This window comes from Neoluteolibacter marinus (genome assembly GCF_014904755.1).
Classification (GTDB): Bacteria; Verrucomicrobiota; Verrucomicrobiia; order Verrucomicrobiales; family Akkermansiaceae; genus Haloferula; species Haloferula marina.
Genome location: NZ_JACZFQ010000076.1, coordinates 1 through 17,894 on the forward strand (window position 1 = coordinate 1; position 17,894 = coordinate 17,894).

Below are 17,894 nucleotides of genomic sequence, written 5' to 3' on the forward strand. Positions count from 1 at the left end.
CGCCGGGCCTTGCTCGCGCTGGCGGCCTGCACCGTCATCGGCGTGGCCACCTGGGCGGTGATGTACGACGGGCCGATGGGTGGAGGCGGGGTGGTCGCCTATCAGATTCCGGCGTCCACCCCGGTCGCATCCGAATTCAAGGTTCAGCAGGACCGCGAATCCGAGTCTCTCGGGAGGTCCCTTGAAAGCCGGCGCTATTCCGGAGGTGTCCGGCAGGAAGTGTCGGGGAAGGCTCCCGACGAGAGCCTCGCGATGAACGAAAAGTCGAAGGGTGCCGTGCCGGCGAAGAAGAACGTGAATTCGTATTCCAACCTCTGGACGGATTCTCCGATGACCTCGAAGCCCCCGCCGGCTGCCGCGGCTGCCGGACCGGAGGCGGAATCCCGCCTCAGGGCGGGTCGCGGCATCGCCTTGGAGCAACGACCGGAAATCGCGGCTCAGCAGCCGCCCGTCACGGCGGCACCCGCCGCGAAACAGTTGGCACCGGACGCGCTGGCTGCGGCCGATGAGCCCGCCATCCGCTCGCGCTCGGCGATCCGGCGGAAGGATATGTCGCTGGATTTGGGCTTGCAGCCGCCGGCCGAATCGCCCGCGGAAGCCGCGGACGGCCTGTCATCCCTGGCCAAGCGGACGAGCGGAGATTTCATCTCGCCCGGAGAGGGCGGGGTGGCCGGGGACGTGGATGCCTCGACAATCGTGACCGGAGGTCTCCGCAGCGGGGACGGCGCGATTACGAGGAATGATATCGATGCGATCCTGAATAACCCGGATCGGAGACCGGAGCTGAAGGCGAAAGACGGGATCTCATCATTTACTGGAGTCTTTTTCCAAGACGAGGGCCTTAAAAGAGGTCCCAGGGATCCCGGACCAGCCATGTTGCGAGTGAATTCAGGCGGGGGGGGCTACCACCAACCCAGGAATGAGAGCCGATCTGGCGAATTCCTGGAAATGGGTGAGGTGGCAAAGGATCTCGGAGATTCGCGGTTTGGGGATGATTCTGTCGTCATGGCAGGCGGGCCGAGATGGTTTGCCGACTATGGATATACTTCTGAATCTACCGATTCGGCTACGAGCGACTCGAACGGGATACGCATGTTGAATGGGAGAGGGGTGGCTGAATTGAGTCAGGCTAGCGACGCATTTGAAGGGTCGAAGGATCGTTCATGGTTCGGTCGTCAAGCAGGTGAGGCGAGCCAATTCGGAATGAAATCGACACTCGATGGATTCTCCAATGAGTCCGCTGCGACGGAAAATGAAAGCGATCTCCGAGTTCCACAGGTCATGGATGTGCCTGTAGAATCAGGATTGGTCGTGCCGGATCATGTTGCACTTCCGTGGGGGGCCAGCATCGATTCGGTGGGTGAAACGGCATTTGCCATCAATCCAACCGGCAGAATTCTCGACGCCACTGCGGGTTCATCCGGCTCGGGCGCACCGCCTCTTCAGCAAGAGAAGGAAGATCAGATCCGCAACAACCCTGCCGTTGTTTATCCGGTTGAAAATCAGGTGGATGAAGTAAGGCGAAAGCTCTACCTCGCCGAGGGCAACTACGATCTCGGCAAGTTCGACGAAGCGCACAAGGCATATCAGGAGACCCTTCAGATCGATCCTTACAACAAGGCCGCGCGCCGCGGATTGGAGAAGGTGGAGACTGCAAGGGCCGACTATTACCGTGCCGCTTACGACCATACCCGGGCGGAGTTGCTGGCACAGGTGGATAAAGCCTGGGAACTGAGCGTTCCGCCTCTTGTGGACGAAGGGAAGGACTCGTCCAGCCCGATGACGGCTGAGGGCGTCACACCACCGACCGAACTTGCGGCACTGCTCGATTTCACCGGGGCTTCGCCTGAGACAGAGCAACAGGGCGATTCGGGTTCGGCGCAGAAGGAATCCTTGAGACGGCAGAATGCCGTCGCGGAGTCTGACCGGCTCCGTGATGAAGGCCGCGCGGCGTATGCGGACGGGAAGTATCCCGAAGCTTACCGGAGGTATGTCGAGGCGATTCAATTGCTACCCGAGACCGAAGCACTCGATGACCGGCGCGAGTTCATGAAGTTGTCCCTCAAGGATGCCTCCGAGGCCTTGTCCATCAAAGCCGAACGACTCGGAGAAAAGGAACTATCGTCGAAGTGGAAGGCGAAGGGCCAGGAGTGGGCACCAGAAAAGGAGGTTGTGGTTGAGCCGATGGCCGAAACCGAAACCGCCACCGAACCCTTCTCGACCTTCTCGCTCCACGTCAGCGACGCATCCTTCAAGCTGGCCACGGCGGCAATGGAGCGCGGCGAGGTGCCGGCGGCGGAAAGCATCCGGCCGGAGGAATTCTACAATGCCTTCGACTACGGCGACGCGGCCCCGGCGAACGGCGAACCGGTGGTTTGCGCGGTCGAGCAGTCGGCCCATCCGGCCTTTCCCCGGCGCAACCTGCTGCGAATCGGCGTGCGCACCGGCTCGCAGGGGCGCGGGCAGTCGACGCCGCTCAACCTGACGCTTTTGTTAGATAACTCGGGCTCGATGGAGCGCGACGATCGCCAGGCCGGCCTGACGATGGCGGTGCAGCAGCTTTCCGGCCTGCTGCAGGCGGGCGACACCGTCAGCGTCGTCGGTTTCTCGCGGCAACCGCACCTGCTGGTCGACCGGCTGCCCGGCGACCGGGCGCAGGAGTTGAACCGGCTGGTCGCGCAAACGCCATCGGAAGGTGGCACCAACCTTGAGGAGGGCCTGAAGCTCGGCGGCGAACTTGCCCTGCGGCAGTTCGATCCGGCGGCACAGAACCGCGTGGTGCTGTTCACCGACGGGGCCGCGAACCTCGGCGATGCCGAACCGGAGACCCTGCAGAAGAAGATCGAGGAACTGCGCCAGCAGGGTGTCGCCTTCGACGCCGCGGGCTTCGGGGCGGACGGCTTGAACGACCGCCTGCTGGAACGGCTGACCCGCAACGGCAACGGCCGCTACTACGTCGTCGACCAACCCGGCGACGCCGACGCCAACTTCGCCAAGCAGCTGGCCGGCGCGTTCCGCCCGGCGGCCGAGAACGTGAAGGTGCAGGTGCGCTTCAACCCGGCACGGGTCGGCAAGTACAAGCTGATCGGCTTCGAGGAGCACCGGCTCAACAAGGAGGATTTCCGCAATGATGCCGTGGATGCCGCCGAGATGGCGGCGGAGGAAGCGGGCAACGCGCTCTATCAGATCGAGGTCCTGCCCGACGGCGAGGGCGAGGTCGGCGAGGTCAGCGTACGCTTCCGCGACGTCGCCAGCGGTCAAATGGTCGAGCGGACCTGGACGATCCCCTACGAGGCGCAGGCTCCGGCTTTCGACCAGGCGGCGCCGTCGATCCAGCTCGCCGGGCTCGCGGCCTTCGCGGCCGAAAAGCTGCGCGGAGCGCCGATGGCGGACGCGGTGGATTTCCAACAACTCGGCGAGAGCCTGGCCAAGGTGAAAGCCCGCTATCCGAACAGCCGGCCGGTCGCCGACCTGGCGACGATGATGGGCAAGCTGAAGTAGCGCCAATTTACCGACCCTTTACCGAGTTCCGCCCGGACGGCGGCGTTAGACATCCCGTGAACCTTCCCATTAAAACCATGACGACCGAGCCCGCTTCGAGCCGATCCCGCGCCGCGGGAAGTAGCGCAACTTTGCAAGTTGCGAAAGGGGTGTGCCCGAAGCAGGAGATCGGGGAAGTCTCTGGATTGAGGTCACGGGCATGTTCGCAACTTGCAAAGTTGCGCTACTTCGCCGCCGCCGCGCTGCTCGGGCTGTGCCCCGCCCAGGACGAGAAGATCGTGCTGGTCCCGGTCGACAAGGAGAAGCCGGTGCCGCTGTTCTTCTCGGCGGAAACCGGCACGGTCATCCAGGCCGGCACAGGGCGGGTCGATGAAACCATCACCGCAAAATTGCGGGTGCACCAGGGACGGCCGGAGGTGATGAGCCTGGGGCTGACCGGCGAGGGCGAGGTCACCGGCGTCACGGGCGAGGGGCTCAAGACCTGGACGGTGCGCCGCGAGGCGGATGGCCGCCGTTTCCTCGACCTGAAACCGGCGCTGCCGGAGGACCTGAAGGCCGAGGTGCCGAAGGAATTCACCTTCACCATCACCGGCCTCATCGAGGAGCCGGAGCAAGCCCTCGACCTGCTCCTGCCGGCTCCCGGGGATGCCGTCGGATTCTCGTCCGACATCACCCTCGAGGGCATCGGCGATGCGGTGGCACGGGTGCTGGCCGCCGAGGGCCTGGCCGCGGTGAAAGGGACGCAAGGATCGGATCGCTTCAATGGCAGCGGCACGGCGCGCCTCAACGTGAAGGTCGAGCTCAAGGGCGCCTCGCCGCGGGCGGTGGATCTGGGCAAGGCAGAGCTGGAAGGCCGTGTCTTCGAAGACGGGAACAGCATTTCATTTGTCCTCAAGGGCGAGGTCCAGGTCGTGAAGGCAGGCGAGGCGGTGGACCTGTTGGAGGGAGTGGCGCTCAGCGGCGAGGCCTCCGGCGACGGTTGGTTCACGCGGCTGAAGAAGGTCGGTGATCAGTACGTCCACGAGCTGGTCGGCGAGCGGGAGGGCTACTTCCCGATCGCTCTCGCGTTCGAGGCCCCGCTCGGCCGCCAGGGCGACTGGCGGCGGGTCGACTTCAGGCTTCATGGTGGCGCGGTGGTGCCGGTCACCCTCGCGGGGCTCGACGGCTCGGTTTCGTTCAAGGCCGACGAAGCGGTGGTGCCGGAGCGGCGGGGCGACGGCTGGACGGGATTCCTTCCCGCGACCGGCCGGGCGAGCCTTGCCTGGAAGAGCGGCCGCAAGGAGGGCGATGGCGCGCTGTTCTTTTCCAGCAGCGAGGTCGCGGAGCTGAGGGTCGGCGCCGGACTGGCCCGGCGCTATTCGAAGATCGGCTTCCGGGTGCTGCAGGGGAAACTGGAGGACCTGAAGATCCGGGTCGACGGTGACGGCGAGATTCTCGCGGTCAAGGGACCGCAGGTGCTGGCCTGGAGCGTATCGGAAGACAACGGCGCGAGGATGCTGGACGTGCGGCTGAGCCGGCCGATCGAAGGCGACGGCGAGATCGAGATCGAGGCGCAGGCCGCCTTGGGGTCCTTTCCCGCGAAGCTCAGCCCGCCGCGTTTTTCGCCGCAAGGCACCTTGCGCCACAGCGGTTACCTGAGGGTCGCCAACGACGGGGCGGTGCGAATCGAGGTGGGAGCCACCGAGGGCTTGATGCAGCTGTCGCCGGCGCAATTCCCCTGGGTGAAGAAAGAGGACAGCTTCCGCCAGGTGTTCGTCTATCGCTTCCCCTCGGCGGAGCACGCCTACGAGATCGCCGCGGACCAGGTGCTGCCGGAGGTTTCGGTCAACGAGGTGACGATCCATGAACTGGGTGAGACCGACCGGCGGATCCTCGCCGACCTCGAGCTCGACATCCGCGAGGCCCCGTTGCGCGAGTGGAGCGTGCTGGTCCCCGCCGACTTTGCGGTGGCCTCGGTGGAGGGTCAGGGAGTGGCCGACTACAGCCTCGCCAGCGACGCGGCAAATGGCGCGCGCGAGCTCAAGGTCTTGTTCGACCAGGCCATGATCGGCCGCCGACTGATCAGCCTGAAGCTGGAAAAGAATCTCGCGGCCGCGGCCGGGGATTGGGAACTGCCGGTGCTGGGCCATCCGGAAGCGAAGTCGTCGCGGGGCTTCGTCGGCGTGGTCGTGGCGCCGGGCTTCCGGGCCGTTCCCGGCGCGACCGAGGGCTTGGCGGAGACACCGCCAGACTACTTCCCGAAGAAGCAGCCGGGCCTGCAGCAGGCATTCCGGATCCGCGACGGGAAATGGAGCGCGACGATGAAGGTCGAGGCTCTCGGGCAGAGCGTGCAGGCCGACGTCTTTCACCTCTATTCGCTCAAGGAAGGCGCAGTGACCGGCAGCGTGCTGGTGAACTATTTCGTGGTGGGAGCGCCTGCCAGCCAGTGGCGGATCCGGGTGCCGGAGACGCTCGGCAACGTCGAGGTGACCGGTCAGAGCGTCGGTCGCGACTGGCGCCGCGAGGGTGATGTCCTGATCATCCCGCTGGCGCGTCCGGTGCTGGGGGCGGGGACGGTGCTGGTCACCTTCGAGCAACCGATGAGCGCCCGCGGCGGCGAGCTTTCGCCGGGGGAGGTCCGGCCGCTCGACGTCCAGTCGGAGCGCGGCCACGTCCAGGTGATCAGCCCGCTGCAGGTGAACTACGAGGTCACCCGTAGCGAGGGCGCGGTGCTGAAACTGGACGCCTCCGAACTTCCCACCGAATACCGCCTGCTAAGCAGCGCGCCGACGCTGGCGGCCTGGCAGTACACCGCCGGCGACGTCTCGATCGGGATGAAGATCGACTGGTATGAGCCCGGCGAGACGGTCGGGCAGGTGGTGGATTTCGCCAAGCTGGCGAGCCGCATCTCCCGCGACGGCCAGGTGGTGACCGACGCCCGCTTCTTCGTGAAGTCGCGCGGGCGGTCGGTGCTCCGCCTCGACCTGCCGGAGGGGGCGGTCTTGTGGGAGACGAAGGTGGGCGGTGAGTCCGCGAATGCCCGCCAGGATGGCAATCAGACACTGGTCCCGCTGCCGGCGAAGGCGGATCCCAATGAGCCGGTCGAGGTGGTCCTGCGGTACGGGATGCAAGGCGGCAAGGCGAACTCGCCCGAGCTGGCGGCGCCGGTGCTGGCGGCACCGACCGTCATCGGCGAATGGACCGTGCGGGGCGACGAGGGGCGGCGTCTGGTGCCGCGCGGTGCCGCGAAACCGGTGCGCCCGGTGATGACCGAAACCGGGCTCGAGTGGATCTCGTCGCGGGGGCGGGTGGTCACCCTGCTGTTGCTGCTGGGGGTGGCGCTGGGCGCATTTGTCGGGCGATTTGCCAAGCTGCGGGGGCTTTCCGTGCTGCTCTTCCTGGCAGCCGGGTGCGGTGCCTGTGTGATGGCGCTCAAGGCGATGGAAAACCGACGGGTGAACATCGCGACGCTGGAATACAACACGCCGGTGGTGCCGCCGGGGGAGAAGGTGGTGCTGGAAATCGGCAACGTCGCGCCGTGGCAGGCGATGGTGAATGGTTTCGGCGTGTTCCTGATGGTGGCGGGAGGAGCGTTGCTGGTGACCCGAGCCGTCACGCGTTTGCAGCGCGGGCCGTCGAAGTTGCCCGATGGTGTCGGCCCCTACCTCAAGTATGCCGGGGTGGCCGGCGTGGCCCTGCTGTCGGTCGGCATCCTGGCCCAGCGCATGGGCGCGGTGGTGTTCTTCGGTGCCCTCGGGGTGGTTTTGTTAGGCCGGGCCTTGCCGGGTATCGTGGCGCTTTCCCGCAAGTCCGCTCCGGTGGCGGCCACCGCGCTGGTTTTCCTGGCGGCGGCGGGAATGGCGCGCGGCGAGATCCTGCCGGCGGAGTCGATGGTCCATAGCTGGCGGATTGCCGACGGGCGGCTCAACGGGGAGCTGGAAATCCAGGCTCGGGGTGAGGTGGACGACCGCGTGCTGCTGTTGACCGCGCCCGGGGTGCTGAGCTCGTTCCATGGCGACGGATGGAAGGTGGTGAAGGCGCCCTTCGGTGACCAGGAGGCGTATTATCTGGTGGCGACGGAGCCGGGGCCGAAGTCGGGGCATGCCACGTTCGAAATGCCGCTGCCGGCACCCCAGAACGGCTGGGAGTTGCCCTCGGGCCCGGCCGCCGTCCAGCGGGTGCGGGTGACCTGGAACCAGGAAGGATGGGAGTTCGTCTCGCCGCGGGCGGCGAAGATCACCCCGGTGCTGGTGCAGGGCGGCAGCGGTGCCGAGCTGGTGCTCGGGCCCGCCGACCGAATCCAGCTTCAGGCGCGGCCGATGCGACGCGATGCCTCGGACGAGGAGACCCAGTTCTACGTCGAGACCTCGGATCTCTACCTGCCGGGTCCCGGCGTGGTCGGCGGCCGTCATCTCGTGTCGGTCCGGCCGTCGCGCGGGGTGGTGCGGGAACTGGTGGTGGCGATCCCGGAGGGCTTCACCGTCGGCGAGGTCGGAGACGGGCCGGTCGGAAGCTGGCGTTTCAATCCCGAGACGCGCGAGCTGAAGGTCGCGGTCGAGCCCGCCCAGGAGCAGCCGTTTGCATTTTCGATCGGCACCCAGCGCGGGACCGCGACCTTGCCGGTGGATCTGAAGCTGTCGCCGCTGGTGGTCCGGGGCGCGGCGGGATCGGTGGGGCTGCTGGGGCTGGCATTCGGCGACGAGGCCCAGGCGGAGGCGGTGACGGCAGCCGGCATGAGCGTGGTCAACCTCGACGACTTCACCGCGAAGCTGCTGCCCCGCGATCGCGAGGGCAGGCCGCTGGCGGTGCTGCACCGGGCCTACCGTCATGGCGACGGAGAGGCTTCGCTGAGCCTCAAGGTGGCACCGGTCGCCGCGGAATTGCGGGCGGAAACCAAGCAAACCTTGTCCCTCGGCGACGACCGGATGGTGCTGGCGGTGGACCTGACCGCGTCGATCACCCGGGCGGGCTTGTTCAAGCTGGCGCTCGAGGTCCCGGCGGATTTCGAGATCGAATCGGTCACCGGTCCCGCGCTGGCGCACTGGGCGGAGTCCACGGAAGAGGGTGTGCGGCTGCTGAACCTGCACCTCAACGGCAAGACCCTGGGCGAGCAAGCGTTCGCGATCACCCTCGCCGCTCCCGCGCCGGGTGCCCAGGCATCGTGGTCGGTTCCGCGGGTGCTGCTGCGCGGCGCGACCCGCCAGACCGGCACCCTGACGGTGGTTCCCGACCGCGGCTTGCAGGTGCGCTCGGTGTCGCGGGCGAAGGTTTCTCAGCTCGATCCCCGCGAGGCGGGGGTGCCTCGGCCCGGGGCGCTCGCGTTCAAGCTGTTGCAGTCCGACTGGTCGCTGGCGCTGGCGATCGCGAAGCTGGACCCGTGGGTGACGGCCCAGGTCCTGCACGAGGTGACCTTGCGCGAAGGGCAGACCCTGAGCCGGGTGCGGCTCGCCTACCGGATCGAGAACGCGGCGATGAAGACCCTGAGGGTCAGGATCCCTGGACTCGACGAGGCAGCCGCGGGCACGCTGCGGGCCAGTGGTCCGGCGGTCGGCGACTTCGTGCCGGTCACCGGCGAGGAGGGCCTCTGGGAGATCCGCTTCCAACGTGGCATCGCGGGGGCGACGACGGTCGACGTCGAGTTCCAGCAGGCGGCCGAGTCGAAGGTCCAGGTGACCCCGCTCGAACCGGTGGAAGTACGGCAGGCTTCGTATTTCGTCACGCTGCGGACCGGCGGACGGCTGGAGATCGGTGCGAGCGACTTGCCGCGTGGCTGGCAGCGCAGCGACTGGGGCGTGGTTCCGCAGGCTCTCCGCGAGTCGCCTTCGGCGCAGGCACCGGCCGCGGTGTTCCGGGTGGCGGAGGCCGAGGGACCGCTCGGGGTGGAGTTGAAGCGCCACGACCTGGCCAACGCCCTGCAACTGCGGGTCGAGGAGGGGACGCTGACGACCCTGGTGTCACCGGACGGCGCGGCGCTGACGGCGGTGGACCTGAAGGTCCGGGTGGTTGAGAAGGGCACGCTGCGCCTGACCCTGCCGGCCGGGGCTTCGCTCTACAACGTGATCGTCAACGAGGACGGGGTGGCGCTGGTGCGCGAGGGCGAGGACTGGTTGTTTCATGTCCACCCGGCCCCCGAGGGCGACCGGCCGGCCTCGGTGCGTTTCGTCTATGCGACCGGCGCGGCCAGCGACACCGTCCTCGACGGGCCGATGCTGGATGTTCCGCTGGAGAACCTCTCGTGGCATGTGATCCTTCCGGAGGGATGGAAGCTGGCCGACCACCGCGGCGACTTCGAGCTGGAGGAGCAGGAGGCCGGCGCCGCCGTCGAGGACTACAGCAGCTTCGTCTCCCGGAAGCGGGCAGCTGGCAAGCAGGAGGCGGTCGCATTGCTCGACCAGGCGAACAAGTGGTTGAGCGCCGGCGAGCAGGACAAGGCGGGCCAGGCGCTGAGCAAGGCCGCCCGCAACGGCTTGCTCGACGAGGCGTCGAACGAAGACGCGCGGGTGCAACTGCGCAACCTGAAGACCCAGCAGGCGACACTGGCGCTGAACACTCGGCGCCAGAGACTCTACCTGGACAACCGCTTCGAGTTGCCGGGAGGCAATGCCCAGCTGGAACAAGCGGCGGAGGAAAATCCCCTGCTTCAGGGGAACCTGAACTACGATCCGAAGCAGTTCGACCGGCTGCTCGAAGGCAACAGCATCGACGAGAACGCGGCGATGAAAGCCATCGCGAACCGGATCGTCAGCCAGCAGCTGGCCGCGGATCCCGCCCCTGCCGCACTGGACGTGACGCTGGCGGAGCGCGGCACCGTGCTGAATTTCAAGCGCAGCGTGCAGGTCGACGGCGACAAGCCGATGCGTTTGGTGCTGGAAATCGAGCCCGAGCAGCCGAAGGGCTGGATCTTCGGGCTGATCGTCAGCCTCCTGCTGGCGGGGCTGTTGTCGCAACTGTTCCGGGTGCGGGCGGCCTGAACCGATCCGCTCGCCTTGCAATCGTCCCGGAGCGCACCGTTCAAGTCGCGGTGCGCCGGGGCGATCCGCCCGGCTATTCGTAGGGTTCGAGCTCCTTGTTGAGGACCTTGTTGAGATCGACCTTGGTCAGGCGCTCGGCCTTGGCGGGTTCGTTTTCGAGCATCGAGCGGAGGGCGGGATCGGAGGTCTTGGCGTGGAGCACATTGCCCGCTTCATCCATGAGTACCAACAGATAACCATCGTATTGGAATCCGCCGATGTTGCCGGAACCCTTCTTGTCGGAGTCGAAGCTTGTCTTGAATCCGGCCACGGCCACTTCAAACAAACCGCGGGCGGCGATCTGGCAGTCGAAGGTTTTCCGGGCCATCACCTTGTATTCGTCCGGGCTGCTGCGGTCGCGGCCGAAGTAGGTCATGTAACCCTTCGACTTGGGAAGATCGCGCATCCCGAGATTGCGGATGGAGACCTTGGTCGAGACGGTCTGGTCGACCATGTAGTAGCCCTTCTTGTCGCGCTTCTTCGAGACGGACACGGTGACGTCGAGCTTCGGCGGCCGGGGCTTCAGGTCCTTTGCCTCCTCGAGGATCTTGGCCTGGGAGTCGGCGTCGAACTTGCCGATCGCCAGGCTGTGCTCCTTGCCGCCTTTTTCACCGGTGGTGGCGAAGGTGACCACGTCGTCGGCGACTTCGAGAAGTTCAATGTGCAAGGCGCGGCCCTGCTCGTTCTTCACCTCGAAGGTGGGTCCGGCAAGCAGGGCACATGTGGAAAGCAATCCAAGGGAGAGGACATGGAACGGACTTTTCATTGCGGCATTCCCCTATCTCAGAATGTCGACAGGAAGAAGTGCAAAATGGACGTCCGATTGGAAGCGGACGTATCAGCCGCGTTTCCAGCGGCCGATCTCCGCGGTGACATTTTCGACCGACGGCGCGCCGGGGTTGGTGCGGGCGGCGAGGGCGCGCTGCAGGTCGAAGACGCTGGCGGCATCGGCGGTGTAGGCCGGGTCGATGGCAGGCAGGTCGAGCTGGTCGAGCGGGGTGCCGGTCTTCACGGATTCGGCGACGGCCTTGCCGACGAGCTCGTGGGCGTGGCGGAAGGGAACGCCCTGCTTGACCAGCCAGTCGGCGAGGTCGGTGGCGAGCAGCATCGGGTCCGAGGCGGCGGCGAGGCAACGATCCTCGCGGACCTCCATGGCGGCGATCATCTCGGTGTTGACGGCGAGCACCAGCTTGAGGGTGTCGATCGAGTCGAACAGCGGCGGCTTGTCCTCCTGCAGGTCGCGGTTGTAGGTGAGCGGCAGGCCCTTCACGGCGACCAGCAGGTTCATCAGGTTGCCGACCAGGCGGCCGGTCTTGCCGCGGGTGAGCTCGCAGACGTCGGGGTTCTTCTTCTGCGGCATCAGCGAGGAGCCGGTGGTGTGGGCGTCGGAAAAGACGACGAAGCCGAACTCGGCGCTGCACCAGAGGATGAGATCCTCGCTGAGGCGCGACAGGTGGACGCCGCAGAGGCCGGTGGCGAAGAGGGTCTCGGCGATGTAGTCGCGGTCGGCGATGGCGTCCATCGAGTTGGTGGTGACGCCGTCGAAGCCGAGTTCCGCGGCGATGGCGCGGCGGTCGAGGTTGATGGTCGATCCGGCGAGGGCACCGGAGCCGAGCGGGGAGACGTTGAGGCGCTTGCGGGCGTCGGCGAGACGGCCCTTGTCGCGCTCCAGCATCTCGACGTAGGCGAGCAGGTGGTGGCCGACGGTGACCGGCTGGCCGCGCTGGAGGTGGGTGTAGCCGGGGATCACGGTGCCGGCGTACTTTTCAGCGCGGTCGAGGAGGGCGGCCTGAAGGCCGGAGAGGTCGGCGATCAGGCCGTCGATCTCGGTGCGGCAGTAGAGGCGGGTGTCGGTGGCGACCTGGTCGTTGCGGGAGCGGGCGGTGTGGAGCTTGGCCCCGGCGGCGCCGATGCGCTTGGTGAGCTCGGCCTCGATGTTCATGTGGATGTCCTCGAGCGAGGTTTTGAACTCGAAGCGGCCGGCCTCGATGTCGCCTTTGATTTCGAGCAGGCCCTTCTCGATGGCCGAGAATTCGTCGGCGGTCAGCAGGCCGGCGTTCAGCTGCGCCCGGGCGTGGGCGATCGAGCCGGCGATGTCGTGCGGGAAGAGGCGCCAGTCGTAGCTGATCGACTCACCGAACTGTTGGACGAGGGACGAGGTTTCCTGGGCAAAGCGGCCTTTCCACATGACGGCGGAGCTAGCGGCGGGCGGGCCCGGCTAGCAAGGGAAAAGGGTGCGCCGGATCACAGGCTTTCGGGGTACCAGACGGTAACGAAGACGGCGCTGGCGTTGTCGCCGGAGGAGGCCGAGCCGTTGCTGATCGAGACAATCTCGATGCCCGGGTGGCTGTTCATCCAGGCTTCGGCCTTGCGATGGGCATCCTCGATCTGCTCGAGCAGCAGTTTCGGGCCGGCGAGGCGGATCCCGCCGGCGAACTGGCCGATGAAGATCGCGTGGCGGATGCCGGAGACCGCGGGGAGGGGAGGCGGGGTGGCCATGGGGCTAGCGCTTGCGGGCGGGCAGCCGCTTGCCGGTGACCCGGGCCTTGATCAGGTTCGGGCAGACGCCCTTGGTGCGGAGTTGTTCACAGCAGGCCTCGATCTTGATCGACTGGCGGACCGGGCGGAAGCCCATGCGGCGGCTGAGGCAGTCGTTGAGCAGCTCGAGATGGGAGTCGGAGAACTCGACGACCTTGCCGCAGTCGATGCAGACCAAATGGTTGTGGCTCGGCTTGTCGAAGAAGTTCGGGTCGTAGGTCTTGAGGTCGCCGCCGAGGTCGATCTCGTGCAGCAGCCCGGCTTCGACCAGCAGCGAGATGGTGCGGTAAACGGTGGCGCGGGAGACTCCGGCGTTGGCCTTGCGCGCGCGCTCGAAGAGTTCCTCGGACGTGAAGTGCTCGTCGCTGGCGAAGGCGGTACGCACGATGGCGTCGCGCTGGGGGGTGCGCCGCAGGCCTTTTTTGCGGATGAACGCGTCGAGTTTGTCGAGAATGGCCTGATCCACGCGGCGAAACTAACGGCCCGGAGGGCGCTCGGGGAAGAACGAAGCGATGATGTCGGATTTTACGGGTTGGCAAGGGGCGGCGGCTTGATTGAATGCGGCTGATGAAGCTTTCGAAGGCGTGCGCCTTGTTCCTGCCTCTGACGTCCTTGCTTTCCTGCAGTTCGCCGCAGGTGCTGGACGTGCGCCCCTTCCACTTGCGCGAGATAACGGCGGAGGACGGGGAGGACCCGATGATCGTCGGCGAGCAGCGGCGACGCCTTCACGGCGCGATCGGGGTCAACGAGCAGGCACAAAAGCTCGGATACTATTACACCGTGCTGTGGGACGACTCCGGAAGTGGTCCCGGGGAGATCGTGTTCGAGTACCAGCAGGGTTCCACGGGCAGCAGGGTCAAGAAGCTGAGTCACCGGATCGAGGCCGGCCAGTCGTCCGGGCGTGCGGAATTCTCGGTGACCGGCGGCGAGTACCTGCGGGACGGCAAGCCGGACCGGGTCCTGGCATGGCGTTGCCGCTTGATCCGCGACGGGCGCGAGGTGGCCAGCAGGCACTCGTATTTGTGGCAATAGTGCCGATTTCGCGGCGATGCGCGGTTGACCGGCGGCGTTAGTGGAATCTAAGGTTACGCGGTCGCGAGGAACATCGATTTCACCGTGTGAGTTCGGAAAACGCTATTTTGGTCGGAGTCTTCGACGGGTTCACTTGGATTCGCTGCGAGGGGAAAGGATCATTCGTGATCAGTCCGATCATGAAGGAATGCGCGGAGTCGCGGATCTCGGCGGGCGAGCGTTGCCTGGTGGTGGACCTCGAGGCCTGCAGCGGGATGGACTCCACCTTCATGGGCCAACTGGCGAGTTTTTCGACCCGCTTGTCGAAGCTGGGTGCGCCCGACGGCATGCAGGTCGCCGGGGCGGGCGAGCGGAATCGCGCGTCGCTCGAGGATCTGGGGCTGGATTGCCTGCTAGAGATCGATCCGCCCGAGGCGGTGTGGCGGGGGCGCGAGGCCGAGATTCGGTCCGGCCTGGAGCCGTATCAGCCGGGGCATCAGCCGGACGTCAAGGAGCGCGCGAAGCACATCCTGGAGGCGCACAAGACCTTGGCCGGCGCGAGCGAGGAGAATGCCCGGAAGTTTGCCGGGGTGGTGGGGATTCTCGAGAAAGAGGTGGCCGAGAACGAACGCAAAGCCGACTGAGCGGTCGGCGAGTCGAATGGAACATCTGGTCCCCTACTCCCTGCTGGTCATCGTGGTCGTCGGTCTCGGGGTCGCCTTCATCCGGTTGAGGCGGGAACTGAGTTCGAAGTCGGCGGAGTTCTTCGCGGTCGAGGGCGAGGAGCAGCGGATGTTCGCCTTCCTGCACGAGTTGGGGTCGGCGATCGGCAGCGACACCACGATGATCGGGCTCTACCGCTTGATCGTCGACGGGGTGAACCGGGTGGTCGCCGCCCGCGGCGGGGCGCTTTACCTGTTGGACGACGCCGGGGCGAACCTGCAGCCGAAGTACTTGTCCGAGGAATGTCCGCCGCTGGTCGGGGTGCCGACCGAGGTCAAGAAGAAGGCCGAGCGGGACCCGCGGGCGCTGGAGAGCCACCTGCGGCTGGCCCAGGTGCCGGTCGACGAGGGAATGCTCGGCGCGATCCTGTCGTCCGGTGAGGCCCAGGCCGTTCAGGAGGTCAAGGGGCACGAGGCATTCCGCGACGGTTTCACCCATTTCGGTACGGATGCCTCGGCGCTGGTGGCGCCGCTCCGTCACGGCGGGAAGGATCTGGGGATCCTCGCGGTGGCGCGCATCAAGGAGGACGGGCCTTTCACCGCCAACGACTTCGCCGTCTTCCGCACCATCGCCGAGCAGTCGGCGTTCGCGATCGGCAACGCGCTGGTCCACCGCGAGGCGAGCGAAAAGCGCCAGATCGAAGGCGAGTTGCGCAATGCCCGGGAAGTCCAGCGCGTGCTGTTGCCCCAGGGGGAACCGGTGATCCCGGGCTACCGGGTCAGCGGCACCAACGTCCCCGCCCGGATCATCAGCGGCGACTATTACGACTACTTCGACCTCGGCGAAGGGCGTCACGGCGTGGTCATCGCCGACGTTTCAGGGAAGGGCGTGGCGGCGGGACTGCTGATGGCGATGTGCCGCAGCGTGTTGCGCTCGATGGCCGAGGAGCACCACGACCCCTCGGTGGCGCTGGCGTTGGTCAACCGCCAGCTGTTCCCGGACATCCGCGAGGACATGTTCATCAGCTTGTTTTACGCGGTCATCGAGGGCGGGGGCGGCGTGGTCAAGGTGGCGCGGGCCGGGCACGACGCGGCCCTGCTCTATCGTGCGAAGGAGCGCACGGTCTCGCTGGTCAAGCCGCCGGGCTTGGCGCTGGGGATCGATGACGGCGATGTCTTCGAGCGGGTGACCAAGGTCCACGAGATCTTCATGAGTCCGGGCGACTGCCTGCTGTTCCACACCGACGGGGTGAAGGAAGCGATCGATGCCGACGGCACGGAATTCGGGATGGACCGCCTGCGCGATACCTTCCGCGACGGGGCCCCGCTCGGGGCCGAGGCGACGATCCTGGCGGTCGAGCGGGAGCTGGCGAGATTTGCCGGCGAGGCGCCGCAGATGGACGACGTGACGCTGGTCGCGATCGAGAAGAGGTAAGTCAACCGGGACCGCGGGGGTTGACGCGGGCGGCGGGGAGTGGCAGTAAGCCGCGCATGAATCCCGAGGACGAAAAGGATCCGGCGGACGCCGTCGAGACCATGGATCAGGTGAGCCCCGATGCCGTGGAAACCGAGGCTGATCCGCTGGCGGATCTCGAGGCCGACGTGATGAAGTGGCGTGAGCTGGCGGTCCGGACCGCGGCCGACCTCGACAATTTCCGCAAGCGCTCCGCCCGCGAGCGCGAGGATGCGATCCGCTACGCGAACCAGAGCTTGCTGGAAGAACTGCTGCCGGTGATCGATAACTTCGAGATGGGCATGCAGGCGGCGTCCCAGGACAAGAGCTCGATGATCTATGTCGGCATGGACATGGTCCGCCGCCAGTTGAATGACTTTCTCGGTTCGCAAGGCGTCACCGAAATCGCCGCGGACGGCCAGATGTTCGACCCCAACGTCCACGAGGCGGTCTCCCAGGAAGAGAGCGCCGGGGCCGACGAAGGGCGCGTGCTGCGGGTTCATCGCCGCGGCTTCATGCTGCGCGACCGGCTGCTCCGGCCTGCCACGGTGGTGGTGGCCAAGGCGGCGGACGGCAACGACGGGGAGGAAGGGTAATGATGGCGGCGAAGCGCGACTATTACGAGATTCTCGGCGTCTCCCGCGAGGCGACGCAGGAAGAGATCAAGAAGTCCTACCGCAAGCTCGCGGTGAAGTTTCACCCGGACAAAAACCCGGGTGACCACGAGGCGGAGGACAAGTTCAAGGAGCTCGGCGAGGCCTACGAGGCCTTGAGCGATCCCGACAAGCGTGCGGCCTATGACCGCTACGGCCACCAGGCATTCGCCGGCGGTGGTGGCGGCGGTGGCGGGTTCCACGATCCGATGGATCTGTTTTCCCAGGTCTTCGGCGGCGCCTTCGGTGGCGGATTCGAGGAGTTTTTCGGCGGTGGCCGCCGCCAGCGCAGCGGCAAGCAGCGGGGCAGCGACCTGCGCTACGATCTGGAAATCACCCTCGAGGAGGCTGCCCGCGGTTCCGAGAAGGAACTGGAGATCGAGCACTTCGGTCCCTGCGGGACCTGCAATTCATCCGGCTCGAAAAGCAGCGGCGGCACCAAGTCGTGCAGCAGCTGCGGCGGCCGCGGCGTGGTGGCCCGCCAGGCCGGGATCTTCATCCAGCAAACGACCTGCCCCGAGTGCCGCGGCGCCGGGGAGGTGGTCAGCGACCCGTGTTCCTCCTGCGGGGGCGACGGCCGGATGCACAAGACCAGCCGGATCAAGATCCGCATCCCGGCGGGCGTCGAGGACGGCACCCGGCTGAGGTCCACGGGCAACGGCGATGCCGGGGTCCGCGGCGGCGCGGCGGGCGATCTCTACGTCTTCCTCCACGTCAAGGAACACGACGTTTTCGAGCGCGAGGGCAGCAACCTCTTCTGCGAGGTGCCGATGCCGTTCAGCGTGGCCACCCTCGGCGGCGAGCTGGAGGTGCCGACCCTTGACGGCCGCGCGTCGATCAAGATCCCGGCGGGAACCCAGGGCGGCACGATGTTCCGCCTGCGCGAGCGCGGGGTTCCGACGCTTTCGGGCGGGCGCAAGGGCGACCTGCATGTCCGCGTGCAGGTGGAAGTTCCGACGCGTCTCAATTCCGACCAGGAGGAGAAGTTGAGGACTTTCGCCGAATCGATCGGCGACCACAACTCGCCGATGCAGGAGTCCTTCTTCCAGAAGGCCCGGCGCTTCTTCGATCTCTGATTCCCAAGGCC

Annotated in this window: 12 protein-coding genes; 7 read left to right on the forward strand and 5 right to left on the reverse strand. The window is 66.5% G+C overall.

Annotation, left to right across the window (positions count from 1 at the left end):
- Window positions 1-194: 194 nt before the first annotated feature.
- On the reverse strand, window positions 195-407 hold the full coding sequence (locus IG178_RS14850) for a hypothetical protein (protein ID WP_193213351.1): 213 nt from the start codon (window positions 405-407) through the stop codon (window positions 195-197).
- Window positions 408-411: 4 nt separating this feature from the next.
- Here IG178_RS14850 and IG178_RS14855 point away from each other — a divergent pair, with 4 nt between their 5' ends.
- Window positions 412-3,501: a YfbK domain-containing protein gene (locus tag IG178_RS14855; protein WP_193213352.1), complete on the forward strand. Its 3,090-nt coding sequence runs from the start codon at window positions 412-414 to the stop codon at window positions 3,499-3,501.
- Window positions 3,502-3,719: 218 nt separating this feature from the next.
- On the forward strand, window positions 3,720-10,451 hold the full coding sequence (locus tag IG178_RS14860) for a PIN domain-containing protein (protein ID WP_193213353.1): 6,732 nt from the start codon (window positions 3,720-3,722) through the stop codon (window positions 10,449-10,451).
- 73 nt (window positions 10,452-10,524) lie between these two features.
- Here the strand turns inward: IG178_RS14860 and IG178_RS14865 are convergent, their stop codons facing one another.
- From IG178_RS14865 to IG178_RS14880, 4 genes are all read right to left on the reverse strand, one after another.
- On the reverse strand, window positions 10,525-11,256 hold the full coding sequence (locus tag IG178_RS14865) for a hypothetical protein (protein WP_193213354.1): 732 nt from the start codon (window positions 11,254-11,256) through the stop codon (window positions 10,525-10,527).
- A 72-nt stretch (window positions 11,257-11,328) separates the two neighbouring features.
- Window positions 11,329-12,678: an argininosuccinate lyase gene (gene argH / locus IG178_RS14870; protein WP_193213355.1), complete on the reverse strand. Its 1,350-nt coding sequence runs from the start codon at window positions 12,676-12,678 to the stop codon at window positions 11,329-11,331.
- Between the two features lie 56 nt (window positions 12,679-12,734).
- Window positions 12,735-12,989 carry a hypothetical protein gene (locus IG178_RS14875; RefSeq protein WP_193213356.1) on the reverse strand — a complete coding sequence of 85 codons (255 nt, stop codon included), beginning with the start codon at window positions 12,987-12,989 and terminating at the stop codon, window positions 12,735-12,737.
- A gap of 4 nt (window positions 12,990-12,993) precedes the next feature.
- A complete protein-coding gene (locus tag IG178_RS14880; RefSeq protein ID WP_193213357.1) occupies window positions 12,994-13,494 on the reverse strand; it encodes a transcriptional repressor in 501 nt (166 codons plus the stop codon).
- A gap of 101 nt (window positions 13,495-13,595) precedes the next feature.
- Between IG178_RS14880 and IG178_RS14885 the strand changes: the two genes are divergently transcribed.
- The 5 genes from IG178_RS14885 to dnaJ all read left to right on the forward strand — a co-directional run bounded on the left by IG178_RS14885 (window position 13,596) and on the right by dnaJ (window position 17,883).
- Window positions 13,596-14,060, forward strand: coding sequence for a hypothetical protein (locus IG178_RS14885; protein ID WP_193213358.1), 465 nt, complete (start codon window positions 13,596-13,598; stop codon window positions 14,058-14,060).
- Window positions 14,061-14,146: 86 nt separating this feature from the next.
- A complete protein-coding gene (locus IG178_RS14890; protein ID WP_343225983.1) occupies window positions 14,147-14,683 on the forward strand; it encodes an STAS domain-containing protein in 537 nt (178 codons plus the stop codon).
- A gap of 16 nt (window positions 14,684-14,699) precedes the next feature.
- On the forward strand, window positions 14,700-16,136 hold the full coding sequence (locus IG178_RS14895) for a PP2C family protein-serine/threonine phosphatase (protein WP_193213360.1): 1,437 nt from the start codon (window positions 14,700-14,702) through the stop codon (window positions 16,134-16,136).
- Window positions 16,137-16,192: 56 nt separating this feature from the next.
- The gene (grpE, locus tag IG178_RS14900; protein WP_193213361.1) at window positions 16,193-16,750 is read left to right on the forward strand and encodes a nucleotide exchange factor GrpE; all 558 of its coding nucleotides are present in this window, start codon (window positions 16,193-16,195) and stop codon (window positions 16,748-16,750) included.
- A 2-nt stretch (window positions 16,751-16,752) separates the two neighbouring features.
- A complete protein-coding gene (gene dnaJ / locus IG178_RS14905) occupies window positions 16,753-17,883 on the forward strand; it encodes a molecular chaperone DnaJ (protein ID WP_193213362.1) in 1,131 nt (376 codons plus the stop codon).
- Window positions 17,884-17,894: the final 11 nt, after the last annotated feature.